Raw genomic sequence first — 21,339 nt, forward strand, 5'->3', positions numbered from 1 at the left:
TGGCATCGAAAATTGTAGATATAAAAACCTTCCTGGCGATTTAGACGCTTTCACCAGAAAGAAGATTTGAATTAAACAGGTAAAGCCTTTCTTACTAAAATATATTTTATAGGGGTAAGGTCATAGTTGATTCTTAATCATCCAATTTTTGTATTATGGTATTGAGAATACAGAAGACCTTTAAATCAGTTCGTATGTAGTATTATAAAACAAAGCCATAAGTTGAAGAAACTATTATCTAAAATTTCCTATCTTGAATTTCTTTCCTAGTTAAACGATAACCCTTGAAAACAAAAATCGAAACTACACATCTAGAAAATCTGAAGCAAAAGATTTTGTCGTATACACAGGTAGATGATGAGATAGTACAAGAGCAGATGCAATTCTACCAAAGAATAGATTTGAAAAAAGGCGATACTTTGCTAACCCCAGGGCAATTGGTCGATTACTTTTATTATGTGGCAACAGGGTGTATTTACTATTATAAGTTGGACGAAGGCGAGCAAAAAGTATTGGAATTCTATACCGATGATATTTTTTTCACAGATTTACCAGCCTATGTAAAGGGCACTCCATCCAATTACTACTTAAAAGCTTCAGAGGCCACGGTAGTTTATGCCATAAAAAAATTGGATGCAGAGAACTCCTTTAAAAGGTCCCACCAATTGGAGCGTTTTGGACGATTATCGATGCAAGAAGCATTTATAAAAATTTTCACGAGAGTCGAGCGTCTTAATAGTCGCACCAACGAGGAACGTTATTTACGTTTAATGAAAAAAAGACCAGACCTATTTCAACGCGTACCCCAATATTTAATTGCTTCATATTTAGGGCTAACTCCAGTGGGTTTTTCAAAACTTCGGAAACGATTGGGAAAGGGATAGTTTTTAAAGATTGTTATCAAATTAGTAATTGGTTATGCAAGTGGCTAATTTTCTTAAGGAAAATACTATACTAAATGGTTAATTAGCAAAAATATTATAACAAAAGTAAATTATTGATTTTTTCTTCGTTGTGATTCGTTTTGTTCTATTAAAATTCTTTAAGGCATTTCGTAGCAATATTATTTACATCTTAACCCTGCTTTCTTATTAACGAAAATGTGATACTTATGTGGGCTAGATAATAGGTTGGTAAAATCAAAAAATCCAACCTATTATATCCCAAAAATTCTGTTAGTGAAATTATTGTATCGGAAAAAAGAATTAAAAAAATTCCAAAGACATAAGTCCATTTTACTATATAATCACCTTTAATTCCAACAGATGCGCCTAAGGAAAAACAAGAAATAAGTAAATAAATTAATGTTGCAAGCATAAGTATATTATCGTTAATGCTTGGGAATAACACTAGGAAATAAAACAATAAAAACAATGCTAGTAATATGCTTGTAAACCTCCACTTTATTTGTCCGTTAAGTGTGGCAAACAATAAATACCCTAAATGTGCAAGGAAAAATAAAGCAATACCCTTACTAAACATTGTACTATCGCCATTCATATTAGACATAAACCAATCACCAGCAATTGAAAACAAAAAAGCACCTATTATGAACCATGTAGCTTTGGAAGGTTTTACTTTTTTGAAATTGAGAATTAGGATGATTAAAATCCCTATACCAGCTGTTCCTGATTTAAAAATAAAGTTTGAAGTTAGTAACGCAAATATGGCCGATATAACTGATAAAAATAAAACACCATAGATCCAATTGTTTTTTATCCACATACTTTTCATTTATTGTTAGTATTTATAAGTCATGCCTAAGTGATACTTATTCTTTCCTTCTTGCAACCGAACACTCAATTTTTCGGATTAAAAAAGAGCAGAATTTTTATTTTTCACTAGTCTATTTGCTGTTTGCTCGTTAAGGCACAAAGTTTACACTTTTTAGGTTATAATTTGAGATTAAAATCAAATTATTATGCCTTGGAAAGAAACAACAACTATGGAACAAAAAATTGAATTCATCTGTGAATGGCGTACAGGAAAATATACCATTACAGAATTATGCAAAAGCTTTTTGTTTTGTTTAAATTTTTGTTGCCAGAGCAAAATCCTAAAGATTTTGCGGACACTTTAAATATACGCTTACTTTCGATTAAACACCAAACTCCGCATTACTTATAGGTATTGTTATCTCTTGTTTTTATCGAGTTCGTGTAAATTAATAAACACATTTTTGGTTAAAGATTTACTGTCAATTGGAAGTTTCGTCCAAACCATTCGAGTACTATCAGGACTTTTTAATAAATCAATTTGTCTGAATTCAGTAAGTAGTCCAATTATTGTATCATTATTGTTTTTAAAATCAAAATCCACGTAATTTTGATTTTTTGATTTAAAGGATATAACCTCTTTTTTGTCAAGTATTGAATTCACAAAATCTAATGTTAGTTCCTTTTCCGTTACCGAGTCTTTTATAGAGAAGTCCAATTCAGAATACAATGTTATTCGTCCTTTTATGATACTGTCTTTAGCCATTTTAGCTTCAAATTCATAAAAGTTGCTTTTAGTAATGTCAAGAATACCGTTTTTATAAATTTTCTTATTCCAACAAAGTGTGTCTCCATACTCAGATATATACAATTCTAGTTCACTTGTTATTACTCCGTTGTCATCAACGTATTTAACCCATTTTTTTTGATATTCAGTCAATTCAGAGTTGGTTGATTCAATTAGAGAGTCCTTAAGAATCTCTGCCTTATTTTCGCTTTTGGAATCGGATTTATTGATGCAATTCCAATTGAGAATTCCAATGACTAATATCGATATGTATATTTTATTTTTCAAATAAAAGATAACAATTGGCTAAACGTAATAGTAGGTTTATCGCTTTTAAACTAGTACTAAACTAAGGGATTTTAATAAACGATTTATATTCAGCTACGATTTACCATAATCTTACGAGATCTACAATCATTTTATTAAACCAGTTTAACGAGATTCCTTTGAATAAATCCTAACTTCAATGGCACTAATTTTTTAAAAACAGATGTTATGGCCAATACCTATATAGAGATGGAAACCCTTAAATTTTTATTGTTTAACGTACACGATCTTAAAACTGTACTAGAGCAAGAACAATTTGCGGAATATGATGAAGAGTCTATTGCTATGATGCTCGATTCGGTAAAGGATTTTTCAGATAAGGAACTCTATCCTTATTATAGGGAGATGGACGAAAACCCAGCACACTTTAAGGATGGGGAAATTATTGTTCATCCACAAGTAAAAAAGTATATGAAAGCGGGGGGTGAAATGGGCTTTTTATCCGGACCATTCTCCTATGAAGCTGGGGGTATGCAAATGCCTTCGATGGTGGTACATGCTTCTGCTTTTATTCAGGAAACGGCAAATAACCACCTCCCTGGTTACATTGGTCTTACCGTAGGTTCTGCCGAATTGATCGTGCATTTTGGAAATCAATTTCTTAAGGATACCTACGTGCCCAAAATGATGGCCGGAGAATGGAGTGGTACCATGTGCCTCACAGAACCACAGGCAGGTAGCTCGCTCTCGGATATTGTGACTACTGCTGTACCTAATGGAGATTCCTATAAGATAAACGGACAAAAAATATTCATCTCCGGAGGGGATTATAAAGGAGCTGAAAATATCGTTCATTTGGTTTTGGCACGTATTAAAGGAGCACCTGCCGGAACCAAAGGAATATCACTTTTTGTTGTGCCTAAAAATCGACTCGATGCAGACGGTAATTTAGAATATAATGATGTTACTACGGTTGGTGATTTTCAAAAAATGGGACAAAGAGGGTATTGCACCACACACCTGTTTTTTGGAGATAAGGAAGACTGCACCGGTTGGTTGGTTGGTGAACCTAACCAAGGTTTGAAATATATGTTTTTGATGATGAACGGAGCACGGATTGCTGTTGGTCGGGGTGCTGCTGCAATTGCTACGGGAGCTTATCATGCCTCGGTTAGCTATGCTAAAGAAAGACCTCAAGGTCGTGAGCTGCAACGTACAGGAAAAAAAGATGCCTCTCAAGAACAAACTCTTATCATCAATCACCCCGATGTACGTAGAATGCTGCTTTTGCAAAAGGTAATTACAGAAGGATCTTTAAGCTTGGTCTTTTTGACCTCTCGATACCAAGACCTATCGCAATCGCTTCCAGATGCAGAAAGTAAGGCGAAATATAAATTATTATTAGAAATATTGACTCCCGTTGTAAAGACCTACCCTTCTGAAATGGGTATTACTTCTGTAAATAATGGGGTGCAAGTACTAGGGGGTTACGGTTTTTGTTCCGATTATATTTTACAACAGTATTTGCGAGATATCCGAATCTCGGCCATTTATGAAGGAACTACTGGCATACAGTCTCAAGATCTTTTGGGAAGAAAAATCACCATGGAAAATGGAAAAGCACTGAAATTGCTCTCTGAGGAAATTATGAATTCTATCAATGAAAGTATGGCGCACGAATCGTTGAAACCTTTGGCAGAAAAATTAGGTAGTAAATTGGAACTTACCCAAAAAGTACTTCAATCACTTATGGGTTATGCAATGAAGGGCGATTATCAGCGATTCTTGGCGGATGCCACACCTTTTATGGAATTTTTCAGTACAATCATCATGGCATGGCAATGGTTGGATATAGGCCGTGAAGCACAAAAAGCATTGGTCTCTGCTGATACTAGTTTTAGTACTGAATTTTATGAAAACAAAATTCACGCCATGCAGTTTTATTTTAAATACGAACTTCCTAAAACAACAGGACTTTCTGAAATATTGATGGATAAACAGGCATTGACACTGAACACAGAGAAGCAACTATTCGCTTGATTAAAAAGTCAAAAGAATAAAAGAAATACTTTAAAAAACTAACAACCGACAACGAAACATGAGTAGTATAAAATCAAAATTTAACCTAACCGGAAAAGTGGCTATCGTCACGGGATCAAGTAAGGGGATCGGACTTTCCATCGCTAAAGGGCTGGCTGAAAACGGGGCCAAAGTGGTTATTAGTAGCAGAAAACAAGAGGCTGTTGATGCAGTAGCGAAGGAGTTTAATGAAGCCGGGTTGCAAGCCATAGGTATCGAATGTCATATTGGGGATACCACCCAAAGGGAACAACTGATAGCTAAAACGATAGAAGCCTATGGACGTATTGATATTTTGGTCAACAACGCTGCTATAAATCCGTTTTACGGACCATTAGAATCAGCAGGGGAAGAAGTGTTCGATAAAATCATGAACGTAAACGTAAAGGCACCTTGGTTACTTTCTAATTTAGCACAACCGCATATGAAAGCTAATGGCGGTGGAAGTATTATCAATATTGCATCGGTAGAAGGTATACATCCCGGATTTCGATTGGGACTTTATAGTATGACGAAAGCTGCTGTGATTATGCTCTCTAAGAACCAGGCAAAGGAGTGGGGCAGATACGGCATCCGTTCCAATGCGGTCTGCCCCGGATTGATTAAAACAAAATTCAGTGAAAGTCTGTGGTCGGATGAAAAATTGGCGGCACAATATACCAGTATCGTTCCTTTGAAAAGAGTCGCAGAACCTGATGAAATGGCCGGAATAGTCATGTTATTAGCATCTGATGCAGGTTCCTATATGACAGGTGGAGTGTATACAGCAGATGGAGGTTATTTAATATCAGGTTAATAAAAAAGAACTATGAATTTTGACTACAGTGATAAATCGATAGCACTTCAAGAAAAATTGAAGGATTTTTTGGAAACTCATGTTCACCCTATTGAAAAGGAGGTGGAGTTATTTCATCAAAATCCGGAAAATAGTTGGAAACGTTGGCCTGGTATGGAAGCATTAAAGCAAAAGGCTAAGAATGCAGGACTTTGGAATGTTTTTCTTCCGTCTGCGTATGGAGAACTTAGTCCAGGACTTTCGAATTTGGAATATGCCCCTTTGGCAGAAATTATGGGGCGCATAATCTGGTCATCAGAAATATTTAATTGTAGCCCTCCCGATACGGGAAACATGGAAGTGCTTGCCAAATATGGAAATCCAGAACAACAAGATAAATGGTTAAGGCCTTTATTGAACGGTGAAATTCGTTCGGCTTTTTTAATGACGGAACCCGACGTAGCTTCATCAGATGCAACCAACATTGAAACTTCTATTATTTCTGACGGAAATAACTATGTCATCAATGGTCGAAAATGGTGGTCTTCTGGTGCGATGGATCCCAATTGTAAAATTGCTATCGTGATGGGTAAGACCGATTTTGATGCGCCGAGGCATGTTCAACAGAGCATGGTATTAGTGCCTATGGATACCCCAGGCCTAAAGATTGAAAGAGCACTGAGTGTTTTTGGCTATACTGATTCTCCGGAGGGTCACGCTGAAATCATTTTAGATAATGTTCGGGTACCCAAATCTAATTTACTATTGGGTGAAGGTAGAGGTTTTGAAATCGCACAGGGCCGTTTAGGTCCGGGCCGTATTCATCATTGTATGCGATTGATTGGTATGGCGCAACGTTCTTTGGAAATCATGTCGAAACGTACTGTACAAAGAAAACCTTTTGGTAGAACCTTAGACACTTTTAGTAGTATACGACAAGATATCGCCCTTTCTGCCTGTGAGATAGAACAGACCCGTTTGTTGGTATTGTCCGCAGCTGATAAAATGGATAAAGTAGGAAATAAAGAAGCTAAGGATTTAATTGCCATGATAAAAATTGTCACACCTCAAATGGCTTTAAGGGTTATTGACCGAGCTATTCAGATTTTAGGTGGAAAAGGGGTTGGGAGTGACACACCATTGGCACATTTCTATGCTGCGGCACGGACACTACGTTTGGCCGATGGCCCAGATGAAGTTCATATGAGTCAATTGGGAAAAAGTACAATAAACAAGTATGTAAAAAAATAGAATGTCTAACGAAAAAAACTTAAAACCGGTACGGGAAGGCGAGGAAATCAATGAGGTCAAACTCAAGAATTTTTTGCTAGAAAAAGGGTTAATAACCCGGGTGAATACCGAATTAAAAGTAAAACAATTCACTAATGGTTATTCCAACCTAACCTACCTACTTCAAATTGAGGACAAGGAATATGTATTACGAAGACCACCCTTTGCGGCGCCAAAACGCGGGCATGATATGGGACGTGAATTTAAGGTGTTACAGCATTTAAATCCTGTGTACAATAAGAGCCCTAAAGTCTACGTCTTTAATGAGGATTCTAAAATTATAGGAGCTCCATTTTATATTATGGAGAAGGTAAATGGAGAGATTCTAACGGCTAAATCTGCCTTTAGTAAGCAAGTTTCTCCCGAGCAATTTAAAACCATTTCAGATACATGGGTTGATGCTTTTGTAGAATTTCACGATATTGATTATAAGACAGCAGGACTTTCAGAACTGGGAAGACCAGAGGGTTACGTTGAACGTCAAGTGAATAATTGGGGCAAGCAGTATCTGGCCGCAGTAACCGATGAAGTACCAGCAGCACAAAAGGTAATGATGTGGATGAGTGAAAATCAACCCAAAAAATATGACCATACCCTTATCCACAATGATTTCAAATATGACAATGTGGTTTTTGCAGATGATAGTTGGAAGAAGATTTCAGCTGTTTTAGACTGGGAAATGTGTACGCTCGGTGACCCTCTAATGGATTTGGGTACTTCATTAGGCTATTGGACAACGGCAGGTGACCCAGAGTTTATGAAACAAGGACTTCCTTCTCCAACGGTAATGAAAGGTAATCCTTCACGAACGGAAATTGTACAGCAATATGCTTTAAAAAGTGGTAGAAATATAGATAATCTTACCTTCTATTTTGCTTACGGCCTTTTTAAGATTGCTGTAATTGCCCAACAGATTTATTACCGATATAAACATGGCCATACAAGTGACCCCAAGTTTGCGAATTTAAATAAGGCTTCTGCTTTATGTTGCAATACCGCATGGCAGGCCATTCAAAAAAATCAAATAGATAATTTGTACTAACTATGGGTGAGCAACACTATGTAAACATGAATACAGAGCAAGTATCAGACTTTGCAAATAACCAATCCAAGGATTCTGTTGTCATGCTAAATATGGTAAAATATAAAGCTCTGGTGCCTGAAACGGGAATGACGGGAAAGGAATACTACAAGGAATATATGCGACAAGCGACTCCTTTTTTTTTAAAGGCAAATGCAGAAATAGTGTTTTACGGTTCGCCCAAGCATATGTTAATTGGTCCTGAAGAGGATACTTTATGGGATGATGTACTTATCATAAAATACAATTCCGTTTCCGATTTCATGAACATGATAATGGCCGATGGATATCCTTCTGAATTAAGGGAGCAAGCATTGGAAGATTCACGATTAATTCATTGTACGCCTAATCAAAAAAATTAAATCAAGCAAAAACGGAAAAATGAATTTGAAAGACAAAGTAGTGGTGATTACAGGAGCTGGTAGTGGGATAGGGGCAGCCACGGCAAAGCTTTTTGGCGCACATAAGGCCATTGTTATTGTCTCTGATATCAATCTGGAAAGAGCGGAAAATGTGGCAGGTGAAATCAGAAATGATGGGGGTAGGGCCTTGGCCTTGGCAACGGATGTCACCCAGTTTGAGCAGGTGAAGGAATTATTGCAGAAAGTAATAGAAAAATATAGCAGTCTAGATGTTATGGTGAACAATGCAGGAATAGGGGGTAAAAAACAAGCAAAGACTGCAGATCACTCTCTTGACGACTGGCATAATGTAATAGCGGTGAACCAAACCGGAGTATTTTATTGTATGAAACTTGCAATACAACATATGCTAAAACAGGGATATGGTAACATTGTGAATGTTGCTTCTTTGGCGGGATTAAAGGCTTCGGGAAATAACCTTTCTTATTCCGCTAGTAAATTTGCAGTAGTGGGAATGACAAAATCGGCTGCCTTGGAGTATGGAAGAAAGAAAATAAGAATCAATGCAGTGTGCCCCGGGTTTACCCATTCGGCATTGTTAGAACAATTACTCGCCGTAAGTCCGGATATGGGCGATAAATTAAAACGAATGATACCTATGGGCAGGTTTGGGGAAGCGGAGGAAATTGCGGAAGCTATTTGCTGGCTGGCCTCTGAAAATTCCAAATTCATTACTGGACAGACCATAACCTTGGACGGAGGAACCTCCTTATAAAACTAAATTATGAATACATTAGAACTTACGGAAAAGGAAAACTATGTCATAGTTCAAATGAACCGGGGAAAGGTAAATGCCATCAATCATGAGATGGTGAACGAGTTAAAGGAGGTTTTCAAGAAGTTGGAAGAAGACCCTACGGTGATGGGCGTAATTTTAACGGGACAACCGCATTATTTTTCTGCAGGATTGGATTTGATTGAATTATATCAATATGATAAGAACCAGATTCAGGAGTTTTTTACGGCCTTTGGTTCGCTGTATCTGCAATTGGTACAGTTTAAAAAACCTTTTATCTCAGCCATAACGGGGCATTCTCCAGCTGGGGGATGTGTTTTGGCCGTTACCAGTGATAATCGTTATATGGCGGAAGGTGACACCTATGTCATTGGCCTCAACGAGGTGGCCGTTAATATTCAAATCAGTCAAAACCTGACAGAAATTTATGCTTTCTGGATGGGTGATGGGTTAGCACATCGCTATATAATGGAAGGAAAATTATTGAATGGAAAGGAAGCGTTGGCTGCTGGTTTGGTAGATGAACTGGTTCCTTTGGATACCGTTTTGGAACGTTCTGAAAAACAGATGAAGCACTATTTGAAAGCAAATCAGGAAATCCTGATAAATACCAAGAAAAAATTGAGAAAGCATCTATGGGATAAACTAGATTTAAATGCGGAGAACTCATTGAAAGAAGCAACCATATTGTGGTGGAAACCCGAAATTAGGTCCAAGATGAAGGCTTATGTAGAAAGTTTTACCAATAAAAATAAATAATTGTTAAATAATATAAGATGAACAAACAACTCATATTTGTAAAGAGACCGGTAGGAGCGGCAGATGCTTCCACTTGGTCCTTAGAAACGAACCCTATTCCGGAACTAGAGGAGGGGCAGGTCTTAGTAAAGAATCATTATATCTCTCTTGATCCCGCCATGCGTGGATGGATGAATGAGGGAAAATCTTATATCGCACCGGTAGAAATTGGCGCTGTTATGCGCGCAGGTTCGGTGGGTGAGGTCATAAAAGTGAAAAATCATCCAACATTCAAGGTAGGTGATTTTATTTCAGGTCATGGAGGCGTACAGCAATATGTTGCGACGGATGGAAAAGGATATTATAAAGTAGACCCAAAGTTAGCGCCACTACCTACCTATATCGGCACCTTGGGAATGCCAGGAATGACCGCTTATTTCGGAATTTTGGAGGTGGGTAAAATTAAGGAAGGAGATGTTGTCGTGGTTTCTGGTGCAGCTGGTGCAGTGGGCAGTATTGTTGGACAAATAGCAAAGATAAAGGGATGTACCGTAATTGGCATTGCCGGTGGCGCGGATAAGTGTAAATATGTGGTTGAGGAGTTAGGATTTGATGCTTGTATCGATTATAAAAACGAAGATGTAAAGGAGCGATTAAAGCAAGAATGCCCAAAGGGATTGGATGTTTATTTTGATAATGTTGGAGGGGAGATTTTGGACGCAGCTTTGGGAAGATTACGAATGCACGCAAGAGTGGTTATTTGCGGTGCAATTTCCCAGTATAATAACAAGCAAAATATGAGAGGGCCAGCCAATTATCTTTCTTTATTGGTCAACAGGGCTACTATGCAAGGGATGGTTGTATTTGATTGGGCCGAAAGATATGGGGAAGCCGGTCAGCAAATGGGTAAATGGATGGCAGAAGGGAAGTTGAAAACCCGTGAGGATGTTTATGACGGAATAGAGAACTTTCCAGAGACTTATAATCGACTTTTCTCTGGTGACAAATTGGGTAAATTAGTGTTAAAGGTTATTGAGGATTGATGCAGTTCGGGATTCATCTCATATAATGAAAATATAGAAAATGAAAGCAATACGATGTCAAACTTATGGTCCTCCATCTAATTTGAAGTTAGAGGAAATAGATTCCTTACATGCAGGTCCAAAGGAAGTAGTCGTGCAGGTAAAGGCCTGTGGATTAAATTTTCCAGATACGCTAATCATTCAAGGCTTGTATCAATTTAAACCGGAGCTACCATTTACTCCGGGAAGCGATATTGCAGGCGTCGTCAAAGAAATTGGGGAAGAGGTGAAACACTTGAAAATTGGTGATGAAGTTTTTGGTTTTGTGGCCTATGGAGGTTTAGCGGAAGAAGTTATCGTACCAGGAAACGCATGTTTTCCAAAACCAACTCAAATGGACTATCCGGTGGCGGCCTCATTTATGATGGCTTATGGTACGTCTTACTATGCATTAAAAGATAGGGCAAAGTTAATGGAAGGGGAGACGCTGTTGGTAATGGGGGCCTCGGGAGGGGTTGGCTTGGCTGCTGTTGAACTGGGGAAATTAATGGGAGCTAAGGTAATTGCAGCAGCCTCCACTCAAGACAAGCTAGAACTTTGTAAAGCCTATGGCGCCGATGAACTAATCAATTACACTACTCAAGATTTGAAATCCACCCTAAAAAAAATAACGGATGGTAAAGGGGTAGATGTGATATACGATCCTGTTGGGGGTGACTTTTCAGAACAAGCACTAAGAGCTATCGCATGGAACGGGCGATTTTTAGTTGTAGGGTTTGCGGCTGGTACGATACCTAAGATTGCGTTAAATCTGCCCTTGTTAAAAGGAGCATCCATTGTTGGTGTTTTTTGGGGCGGTTTCGCGATGCAATATCCTAAGGAAAATATGGGTAACACCATGACTTTAATGAAATGGCATGCGGAAGGCAAGCTTAAACCTCATATTCATAAAATAGTTCCCTTAGAAGATGCTAAAGAGGCTTTAGAAGAAATGATGAACCGAAGTGTGAAAGGGAAAATGGTTGTGCAAATCTGATAAAATAACGATAACAATTATTGAAATATAACGATATGAGATTAAAGGATAAAATAGCGATTGTAACAGGAGGTTCACAGGGAATTGGAAAGGCAATTTCTGAGCTGTTCGCAAAGGAGGGTGCTACGGTGATTATTATGGATTTATTGCCCAAAGGTCAAGATGTAGCTAGTGGAATTATAACATCTGGTGGCAAGGCAGAATTCCATACTGTTTCGGTAACCGACAAATCTTCCGTAGAAAAACTTTTTGAACAGGTAAATTCAAAATACGGCAAAATTGATATCCTAATTAACAATGCTGGCATAACTCGGGATCGCACCTTAGAGAAAATGACTGAAGATGAATTTGACGCTGTTATCGAGGTGAACCTAAAAGGGGTATTTATTTGTACGCAAGCAGTTGCACCTTACATGAAGGCAAATAAATATGGAAGAATAGTTAGTGCTGCTTCCAATGTAGGGTTACGAGGTAATTTTGGACAGACTAATTATGCGGCTACCAAAGCAGGTGTCATTGCCATGTCCAAGACCTGGACAATGGAACTTGGTAAATATGGTATAACAGCAAATGCCATAGCTCCTGGCTTTACCATGACCGATATGGTCGACAAAATTCCGCAAGAGCATTTTGAGGCGATTAAGGCAAGCATACCTTTAAAAACGGTTGCACAACCCATCGATATAGCCTATGGCTATTTATATTTAGCATCTGATGAGGCACGTTTTGTCTCTGGAATTTGCTTGACCATTGATGGTGGAATTTCAAGATAAACGACAGACATAATGGCTAAACTAATTTTAGATAATTTAAAGGAATTTAATACCTACGAGGGAAAAACATTACCGGCAGGTGAATGGATTACCATTACACAAGAAATGATAAATGATTTTGCAAAGGCCACCTTAGATTTTCAATGGATACATGTAGATGTAGAAAAGGCGACCCAATATTCTCCGTTTAAAAAGCCAGTTGCGCACGGCTTTATGTCGGTTTCCCTACTATCTAAAATGCTCGGAGATCTTATACAGATTAAATCGGTAAAAATGGGGGTTAACTATGGCTTGAATAAAGTTCGTTTTCCAAATGCGGTTTTGGTAGATAGTAAGTTACGATTGCATGGAAAAGTTGCTGCTATTGAGGATTACGCCGAAAACGGTGTCAAAGTCACATGGCTCTGTTCGGTAGAAATTGAGGGTGCCGACAAACCGGCCTGCGTGGCTGAATTTATTAGTATCATGTTTGAATAATACTTAATAAATACCTTAACTGCCTTTGTGAATTAGCAAGTTTTATTTTGTATTTTCAAGGTTGTCAAAATAAACCAAACCAATGACCAGACTCTTCGATTTAATCGACTACCAACTAAAAAATAATCCATTAGAAGCCTCCATTAGTGGAAGGAATAAAGATGGGAAATGGGAATCGTATAGTACTCAAAAATTAAAGGATACTGCAGAAAAAGCAGCAGCAGGATTATTGAAATTAGGTCTTGTACCTGGTGATAAGATAGCTATAGTAGCCTATAAAAATAGGCCTGAGTGGATTATTATGGACTATGCCGTTCAAATGGCAGGAATGATTAGTATTCCCTTATATCCTACCATCAGCGTATCGGAATATGAATACATTTTAAATGAGGCCGAAGTGAAGGCAGCCTTCTGTGGGGGATTGGATTTATATGATAAACTATCAGAAACTCAAAAAGCAGTAGCTACCTTAAAACATATTTACACCTTTGATGGATTAAATGGTAATCCCTTTTGGGAAACTATTTTTGATACTAAAGGTATTTCAAGCTTAGAAAGCATCCAATCCAATATAAAAGGAGATGATTTAGTAACCATTATCTATACCTCTGGAACTACGGGAAAACCAAAAGGAGTTATGCTGAGCCATGCCAATATCATGCATGTGGTTACAGCCACCTCAAGATTATTAGTTGTTAAACCTGAAGAAAAGGTACTAAGTTTTCTTCCGCTTTGCCATGTTTATGAACGAGCTGTATCTTTTTGTTATTGCTATAAGGGAGTTTCAATATTTTTATGTGGTACAGATAACTTAAGTGGACCTAATGGAGATTTGGTAGCTGTCCGTCCAGTTGCTTTTACAACAGTTCCACGATTATTGGAAAAAATTTATGAAGCGATTTACAATAAGGGTTTGGCTTTGAAGGGTGCTAAAAGAAAATTATTTTTTTGGGCTTTAGACCTAACGGATGATTACAAGTTAGACCAGCAGTTATCTTTTACAGCAAGTTTGAAATGGAAGTTAGCAGATACCTTGATTTTTAGTAAGTGGCGGGCAGCTTTAGGGGGTAATGTAAAACAGATTATTACTGGTGCCGCCCCATGTCCTGTTAAAATATTACGTGTTTTTTGTGCAGCGGGAATTCCTATTCGAGAAGCATACGGCTTAACGGAGACCTCACCGACCTTAACGGGTAATACCTTGGATCCAAATGGAGCCATGATTGGAACCGTTGGGTATGCTATTGACGGTGTTGAGTTATATATTGATAAAACTTCTGGAGAATATAAGGAAGACGAGGGAGAAATTTTGGCCCACGGACCCAACGTAATGTTAGGGTACTATAAAAAACCGGAAATAAATGAACAGGTATTCCAAACAATCAATGGTAAAAAATGGTTTCGTACAGGTGATATCGGAAAACTGATCAAAGGACCTGACGGAAGAGAATTTCTTAAGATTACGGATAGGAAGAAAGAATTATTGAAAACTTCAGGCGGAAAGTACGTAGCTCCTGCACCCATTGAAAATCGGATAAAGGAAGATTTTTTGATTGAACAGATGATGGTTATAGGCGATAAGCAAAAATTTGTTTCGGCTTTGATTATACCTTCAGAAGTAGCATTGAAAAATTGGTGCCTCCATAAAAAAATGGAGTGGACTACATTAGAGGAAATGATACGAAATGAAAAAGTGATTCGTAAATATCAGAAAGTGATAGATAGTTATAATCCAGAATTTGGTCATATAGAACAGATAAAGAAATTTAAACTAATAGCAACACCTTGGCTGCCAATTCATGAAGATGGTTCTTTGGCTGAACTAACGCCTACATTAAAACTTAAAAGAAGAGTAATAAGAGAAAAATATAGCGAGGAAATTGCTGCTATTTATAAGGAGTTGTAAAAGCACTACTTAATAAGTGTGTAATTTTTTAAGGAGACAAAGCGTAAGATTAGCAATATTTTGACGGAGTAAACGTCTTTTTTTTGGGCCTTGAAAAACTATTTTTTTACTTATGAGTTAATCTTGTAAATTTTTCATTTTAACCTGTTTGTTTAAGATTTGTTGAATTCTGTCATTCCGAGTAACTTAAAATTGAATAGTAATAAAGGCTTCAATTTTCACGAATGTTAGGTTGTCTAATGTTGTTTCTACAGGTAATCTTTGATATCGGGTAATTCTAATTATCCGTTCGTAATAATAGAATATAAAATCCCCATGATTATGATGATTCCAAAGGTATAACCCACCAATTTCCCGGTAATTTTAGAACCCTTAAATACGGTAATACCTAATTTAACCAACATGTTGCTCATGATTGCTACTACAATGACAGATGAAGCTAGTTTTAACCTTTCTCCATCTAATGCAAATTTCGCCAAACTTATAGTAATGGCATCAGTATCTGCCAAACCGGCTATTAAAGCCGAATAATACAAACCATTTTCACCAAAATATTTATTGCTATAAAAAACTGCAAATAAAATTATAACATAAATAAACCCAAATCCTATTGCGTTAAGAAGATTCATGGGGTTTCCTAACTTAAGATTCGTGTCAGACTTATTAGTACCTTCTTTTATTAAAATTAACGACATGATAAGACAGCCAAATGTAAATATGCTAAACGGTAGAGCCAAATAGTAAAGAAGTGAACTATTGAAGATATATATTAATAGGGCAAGTCTAGGGAACATTATGGCCGAGGCGATAATAATACCTGCAGCATATTTTCGTGACAGTTCTGGAGATTCTATACTTCTAGAAGCATAACTCCATGTAACGGCAGTGCTAGATATTAGTCCGCCAAGAATAGCTGTTAATAGAATTCCTCTTTTAGAACCTACAAATTTGACTAAAAAATATCCGATAAAGTTTAAGAAAGAAACAATAGCAATGATGGATCCTATCTCAAACGGATTTACTAAATCATTTGGGCCATAGGTGTTATTTGGTAAAAAGGGCAATATTAAAAGAGCTATAATTGAAAATTTCACAAATGCAAAAAGTTCTTCAGAGGTAATATTACTAATGACCGAATGAAATCGTGTCTTTAGAGAAAGTAAGGTGACGATTATGACTGCCGTTGCAACCGCATTACGGTAGTATTCGGCAGAAACCATAAGACCTAACACAAAGGTAGCAATAAGGGCTAAATTGGTAGTAAAACTTCGTTCAAAGCTATGTTCTTCTTTATAGAAATGATTGAACCCCAAAAAAAGAATAAAAGTACCTAAACCTACAATTGACAACCAAAAAGAAAACAGTTCGGTGAGGCTGCCTAGTGAAAAGCCCAAAATTGCCACAATGGGGAATGCACGTATGCCTGCAAACCCGCTTTCACGCTTAAGATTATTGTATTCCCGTTCCAATCCTACAATTAGACCAATACCCATACTAATGAAAACTCCTAGAATATAGGGGTCTAATGCTTCGCTTATGCTTTGATATTCGTTCATATAAATGGTTTATTTAAAATTGATCATTCCTAAATATGGATATGACAATATAAAACCCTAATAGGGCCGAGAGAACAAAACCTATGGCACCTAAAAGCGGAACTCCATTAATTAAAGGAGGCATTTTTGCCATAACCAGAAGAGATGATCCTATAGATAGTGCTGCTATAATTACGGCAAATACTAAACGGTTAACCGCCTTGATAGTAGATAATTGAAACTCTTTGAGCCCTTTGTGTTCATGTATAACTTCTAGTTTTCCATCTTTTATTTTTTTAATAATAGTATTGATATCCTCTGGCAGTGTGTCAACTAATTCATTAATATCTTTAATACGATTTAGATTCTTTTTTAAAAGATATTTTAAACTAAAACGTTTGCGCGCTATTTTAGCTGTGTAAGGCTCTAAGTTATTAGTGATATTAAATTCAGGATCTAGTTTAAGACCTACGCCCTCTATTATAACAATACCGCGAATCAACATGTATAGGTAATGGGGCATAATAATTCTGTTCTCATATAAAATAGTCTTGAATTGAGTTAATGTATCTCCTAACCTAATGTTTTGAATTGCTGTATTGCTAATCCCATCGACTAACAAGTATAAATCTTGTTCTAATTTCGTATTATCGGGGATATCTGTTTTTATTGCAATTTTCTCAAGTAAAGAAATTATTTTTTTGATGTCTTTTCTTAAAAAGTTCAGCAGTAGGTCAACCAAAGCCTCTTTTTCTTTTGGCATGATGCTGCCCATCATACCAAAATCTAAAAAGCAGATTTGTCCGCTTTCAGGTAGCACAAAAATATTACCTGGATGAGGGTCGGCATGAAAGAAACCATGGTCTAAAATTTGTTCTAGGTAAAGGTCTACACCAATTTTCGCTACCGCTCTTGGGTCAATATTCGAAGCTTTTAGCGTGGCTATTTCTGAAACTTTGATACCATCAATAAATTCCATGCAAATAATTTTATTGCTTGATAGTTCACGATATATGGCAGGTATATGAATAGCCTCGGTGCCTTTAAAGTTTTTAGTGAATCTTTCAGTGTTTTCCAATTCTCTTGCAAACTGAAGTTCTTCTTTAATACTTCGTTCAAAAGATTCTATAATTCGCATAGGTTGAAAAGCTTCAGCTTGGCTACTATATTTTTCAAGATTATGGGCAAGCTGTTTCATCACGAGTAGGTCAGATTCGATAATCTCTTTAATATTTGGACGTTGAATTTTTAAAACTACCTCTTCACCATTTATCAATTGTGCGCGATGTACTTGTGCAAGAGAGGCTGCAGCTAACGGTTCTGTATGTATAGATGCAAAATATTTTAATTTATCTGCTCCCAGCTCTTCTTCAACGGTTTTATAAACATCGAAGTTTTCTAGCTTGGGTACATGATCCTGTAGCTTTTCTAATTCAATTATCAGTTCAAGAGGGAGCATATCTTCTCTTGTGCTAAAAATTTGACCTAGTTTAATATACGTCGGTCCTAATTCTTCCAAAACCATTCGTATGCGCTCGAATTTTGAAAATGATAAATTTTGTTTGGTATCGGGGTGGTTTTCTAAATACTTTTTAGGGATTACCTTACTAAAACCACTCTTTACCAAGACATCGTCAAAACCATATTTAACCAGAACGTTAAATAGCGTTGCATACCTCGTTATTTCTTTTTGTGATGGAAGTTTTAAAATGGCCATTTATGTTTTGATTGTTAAATGCATTTAAAAAGAATCTAAAAAAATGCTTAGTTTTTACCGTTAGCTTAATCATTTTAAGGCACAGTATTTCACAATTTATTAGCTAAATAACAGCTTATAATTTCAAAGCTATCTGAAATAATGTACGTGATTTATGATATAAGTCATATTTATATGGCAGCAACTGAATTCAAGTAGTTATTGTCTAGATTTCAATAATAACTTTCGATTGTAATAACCTGTTAGACCTACATTTAAAATGTTTGACAAGACCAATAACAATTTTTAAAATGATGAGTAAGACTTTGTGATAAATGAATTCTTTCTACCTAGAACCCTGATCACTAACATAACTTAGCGTACGTATTGCTTCAATTAAAATAGCGTTCATAATGATTTAATATTAAGGGATGTAAAGTGGCGAATAACCATAATTTATAATATGCCAGAGTAACCAATATATTGCTATAAATAGTTTTGTGTTGAGATTCAAAAATAGCTTTCTAAGATTGAGATAACTTCAGTTAAAAACTCTCTAATGTTTTCTTGTCCTTTATTTTTTTACATATGATTTTACTCATAGTATTCCTTTAAATTTTACATTTAATTTGAGGAATTACAATCAACTGTTTATGCAAAATTTGAAAATTTGTTTACTCTTTCTGCTTTGCCTTTCTTGTGGCAAAGACCGGGAAAAAGTACTTCCACAAAAAACGAAGCTAACATCATCTGTTTATGCTTCTGCTACTATACAGCCAGATAGTTTATATCAAATTTATGCCGTTGTTGCAGGTATTTTAGAGGATAACTTAGTCGAAGAAGGAGATTTGGTACGCAAGGGCGATGCGGTATTACAGATTAATGACCGTGCCCCAAAATTAAATGCAGATAACGCCTACTTGTCATTGCAGCAGTCTAAAGAAAACTTTCAAGGTGATGCTGCTATATTAAAGGAGATTGAAGATGAAATTTATTCGGCTAGACTAAAATTCAATAATGATTCCATCAATTATAGCAGACAAAAGCGCCTTTGGGAGCAAAACATTGGGTCTAAAGCTGAGTTTGATACAAGAAAGTTAGCGTATGAGCTTTCAGCTAATCAGCTAAAACAACAAAGGGCTAGATATGCCCGAACCAAATATGATTTAGAAACAAAAATGGCACAGGCTAGAAATAGCTATTCGACCACAAAAATAATAACAGATGATTATACGGTTAACAGCAAAATTAATGGAAGGGTATATGCTCTTTTTAAAGAACCGGGTGAGCTTGTAAATACTTTAGAACCTTTAGGTGCAATAGGTAGTGCCTCGAATTTTAAAATAGTTATGCTGATAGATGAGGTAGATATCATTAAGATAAAAATAGACCAGCTAACACTTATAACTTTAGACGCTTACCCAAAAGAAGTATTTACCGCAAAGGTGAGCAAAATATATCCTCAAAAAGACGAACGTTCACAGACTTTTACAATTGAAGCACTCTTTACAGAACCCCCTTCAATATTATACCCCGGCTTAGCGGGTGAGGGTAATATTGTAATTTCGGAAAAAGAAGATGCACTTACCATTCCAATAGAATATTTAATGGATGGTAATAAAGTAGAAACAGAAGAAGGTTTAGTGCGCGTTGAGGTAGGCCTTAAAAATTTAGAAAGGGTAGAGATTATTTCAGGTATAACGGAGAAGACATTTCTTTTAAAGCCAAAAGGATGATAAACTGGAAGGTCATACTGAATATTGCAAAAACACATCTTCTTACCAAGATGAAATCTACTGCTACCGCATCTTTAGGTGTTACTTTCGGAATAGGTGCCTACATAACTATGGTTAGTTTTATGACAGGTTTAAATAATATGTTAGATAGTCTTATTTTGAACCAAACTCCCCATATTCATTTATATAATGAAATAGAGCCAACGGTAAATCAACCAGTTTCGTTGTTTGAAGGTTTTGAAAATTCGGTATATATGATAAGCTCTATAAAACCAAAGCAAGGGCAAAATAAAATTCATAATGCCCTACCTATTCTTAACTATTTAAAGAAAAAGGACAAGGTAAAAGGGGCGACACCACAAGTACGCGCACAAATATTTTATCTATCTGGGGCCATTGAATTAGGTGGTACATTGGTTGGGGTAGATATTATGGAAGAAGCCAGATTATCGAATATGCGTGACTATATTGTCGATGGTACCCCTGAAGCATTGAAAAGTACTGATAATGGTATTCTGTTAGGGTCTGGGTTGGCAAGTAAAATGTCATTATCTGTAGGCGATAGGGTCCAAATAAGCACTGTAAAAGGCGGTATTTTTCCTTTAAAAATTGTTGGTATCTACCAAAGCGGAATAGCGGATATCGATAATATACAAAGCTTCTGTAATTTAAAAACAGTACAACAGATATTAGGAGAGGCACAGAATTACGTCACCGATATCAATATTAAACTTAATGCTATAGAAGATGCCCCTGCCATGGCACAAATTTTAGAAAAACAATTTGATGTAACCGCTACGGATATTAATGAAGCGAATGCCCAATTCGAAACAGGTACAAATATTCGAAATCTAATCACATACGCGGTTTCTATAACATTGTTAATTGTAGCAGGATTTGGAATTTATAATATTCTAAATATGCTCATTTATGAAAAAATGAAAGATATCGCTATTTTAAAAGCAACCGGATTTTCAGGCCGAGATGTGCAGTTCATTTTTATGAGTCAAGCCATGATAATTGGTATTATTGGTGGAATTTTAGGTTTGATTTTAGGGTTTGTACTATCTGTGCTTATTGATAGGGTTCCTTTTGAGACAGAGGCGTTACCCACCATTACTACCTATCCTGTTAATTTTAATGTAGTATACTACATAATAGGAATTGTTTTTGCATTGGTTTCAACATTTATAGCAGGGTGGCTACCTTCTAATAAAGCAAGAAAAATTGACCCGGTAAAAATCATTAGAGGTACTTAAGAGAATAGA

At 36.5% G+C, this 21,339-nt stretch carries 19 protein-coding genes; 15 read left to right on the forward strand and 4 right to left on the reverse strand.

Annotated elements, in window-relative coordinates; all coding sequences use genetic code 11:
* Positions 1-284: 284 nt before the first annotated feature.
* On the forward strand, positions 285-884 hold the full coding sequence (locus B5X55_RS11625; RefSeq protein WP_079512805.1) for a Crp/Fnr family transcriptional regulator: 600 nt from the start codon (positions 285-287) through the stop codon (positions 882-884).
* A gap of 190 nt (positions 885-1,074) precedes the next feature.
* On the opposite strand, the gene B5X55_RS11630 is transcribed toward B5X55_RS11625, so the two are convergent.
* Positions 1,075-1,734, reverse strand: coding sequence for a lysoplasmalogenase family protein (locus tag B5X55_RS11630; protein WP_079512806.1), 660 nt, complete (start codon positions 1,732-1,734; stop codon positions 1,075-1,077).
* A gap of 399 nt (positions 1,735-2,133) precedes the next feature.
* The gene (locus tag B5X55_RS11635) at positions 2,134-2,790 is read right to left on the reverse strand and encodes a hypothetical protein (RefSeq protein WP_079512807.1); all 657 of its coding nucleotides are present in this window, start codon (positions 2,788-2,790) and stop codon (positions 2,134-2,136) included.
* Between the two features lie 207 nt (positions 2,791-2,997).
* Between B5X55_RS11635 and B5X55_RS11640 the strand changes: the two genes are divergently transcribed.
* The 12 genes from B5X55_RS11640 to B5X55_RS11695 all read left to right on the forward strand — a co-directional run bounded on the left by B5X55_RS11640 (position 2,998) and on the right by B5X55_RS11695 (position 15,104).
* Positions 2,998-4,809, forward strand: a complete 1,812-nt coding sequence (locus tag B5X55_RS11640) for an acyl-CoA dehydrogenase family protein (RefSeq protein WP_079512808.1) — start codon at positions 2,998-3,000, stop codon at positions 4,807-4,809.
* 58 nt (positions 4,810-4,867) lie between these two features.
* Positions 4,868-5,644: a glucose 1-dehydrogenase gene (locus tag B5X55_RS11645; protein ID WP_079512809.1), complete on the forward strand. Its 777-nt coding sequence runs from the start codon at positions 4,868-4,870 to the stop codon at positions 5,642-5,644.
* Between the two features lie 12 nt (positions 5,645-5,656).
* Positions 5,657-6,874 carry an acyl-CoA dehydrogenase family protein gene (locus tag B5X55_RS11650; RefSeq protein WP_079512810.1) on the forward strand — a complete coding sequence of 406 codons (1,218 nt, stop codon included), beginning with the start codon at positions 5,657-5,659 and terminating at the stop codon, positions 6,872-6,874.
* A 1-nt stretch (position 6,875) separates the two neighbouring features.
* Entirely contained in the window at positions 6,876-7,955 is a 1,080-nt protein-coding gene (locus tag B5X55_RS11655) for a phosphotransferase family protein (RefSeq protein WP_079512811.1), read from the forward strand.
* 2 nt (positions 7,956-7,957) lie between these two features.
* Positions 7,958-8,356: a hypothetical protein gene (locus tag B5X55_RS11660; protein WP_079512812.1), complete on the forward strand. Its 399-nt coding sequence runs from the start codon at positions 7,958-7,960 to the stop codon at positions 8,354-8,356.
* Positions 8,357-8,375: 19 nt separating this feature from the next.
* Entirely contained in the window at positions 8,376-9,131 is a 756-nt protein-coding gene (locus B5X55_RS11665) for an SDR family NAD(P)-dependent oxidoreductase (RefSeq protein ID WP_079512813.1), read from the forward strand.
* A gap of 9 nt (positions 9,132-9,140) precedes the next feature.
* Positions 9,141-9,911, forward strand: coding sequence for an enoyl-CoA hydratase/isomerase family protein (locus tag B5X55_RS11670; protein WP_079512814.1), 771 nt, complete (start codon positions 9,141-9,143; stop codon positions 9,909-9,911).
* Between the two features lie 17 nt (positions 9,912-9,928).
* Positions 9,929-10,933 carry an NADP-dependent oxidoreductase gene (locus B5X55_RS11675; RefSeq protein ID WP_079512815.1) on the forward strand — a complete coding sequence of 335 codons (1,005 nt, stop codon included), beginning with the start codon at positions 9,929-9,931 and terminating at the stop codon, positions 10,931-10,933.
* Between the two features lie 40 nt (positions 10,934-10,973).
* The gene (locus B5X55_RS11680) at positions 10,974-11,948 is read left to right on the forward strand and encodes an NADPH:quinone oxidoreductase family protein (protein ID WP_079512816.1); all 975 of its coding nucleotides are present in this window, start codon (positions 10,974-10,976) and stop codon (positions 11,946-11,948) included.
* Positions 11,949-11,983: 35 nt separating this feature from the next.
* Positions 11,984-12,721, forward strand: coding sequence for an SDR family NAD(P)-dependent oxidoreductase (locus tag B5X55_RS11685; RefSeq protein ID WP_079512817.1), 738 nt, complete (start codon positions 11,984-11,986; stop codon positions 12,719-12,721).
* A 12-nt stretch (positions 12,722-12,733) separates the two neighbouring features.
* Positions 12,734-13,198: a MaoC family dehydratase gene (locus B5X55_RS11690; RefSeq protein WP_079512818.1), complete on the forward strand. Its 465-nt coding sequence runs from the start codon at positions 12,734-12,736 to the stop codon at positions 13,196-13,198.
* An 82-nt stretch (positions 13,199-13,280) separates the two neighbouring features.
* Entirely contained in the window at positions 13,281-15,104 is a 1,824-nt protein-coding gene (locus B5X55_RS11695) for an AMP-dependent synthetase/ligase (RefSeq protein ID WP_079512819.1), read from the forward strand.
* A gap of 281 nt (positions 15,105-15,385) precedes the next feature.
* Here B5X55_RS11695 and B5X55_RS11700 read toward each other — a convergent pair whose 3' ends face one another.
* Both B5X55_RS11700 and B5X55_RS11705 read right to left on the reverse strand, forming a co-directional pair.
* Complete coding sequence (locus tag B5X55_RS11700) at positions 15,386-16,660, reverse strand: MgtC/SapB family protein (protein ID WP_079512820.1); 1,275 nt, start codon at positions 16,658-16,660, stop codon at positions 15,386-15,388.
* Positions 16,661-16,673: 13 nt separating this feature from the next.
* Positions 16,674-18,356: an ABC1 kinase family protein gene (locus B5X55_RS11705; protein WP_079512821.1), complete on the reverse strand. Its 1,683-nt coding sequence runs from the start codon at positions 18,354-18,356 to the stop codon at positions 16,674-16,676.
* A 632-nt stretch (positions 18,357-18,988) separates the two neighbouring features.
* On the opposite strand from B5X55_RS11705, the gene B5X55_RS11710 reads away from it, so the two are divergent.
* On the forward strand, positions 18,989-20,071 hold the full coding sequence (locus B5X55_RS11710) for an efflux RND transporter periplasmic adaptor subunit (RefSeq protein WP_079512822.1): 1,083 nt from the start codon (positions 18,989-18,991) through the stop codon (positions 20,069-20,071).
* Positions 20,068-21,330: an ABC transporter permease gene (locus tag B5X55_RS11715; RefSeq protein ID WP_079512823.1), complete on the forward strand. Its 1,263-nt coding sequence runs from the start codon at positions 20,068-20,070 to the stop codon at positions 21,328-21,330. The genes B5X55_RS11710 and B5X55_RS11715 overlap by 4 nt, the downstream gene beginning before the upstream one ends.
* The last annotated feature ends 9 nt before the right edge of the window (positions 21,331-21,339 follow it).

Origin of the sequence: Maribacter arcticus (assembly GCF_900167935.1) — a bacterium.
GTDB lineage: Bacteria > Bacteroidota > Bacteroidia > Flavobacteriales > Flavobacteriaceae > Maribacter > Maribacter arcticus.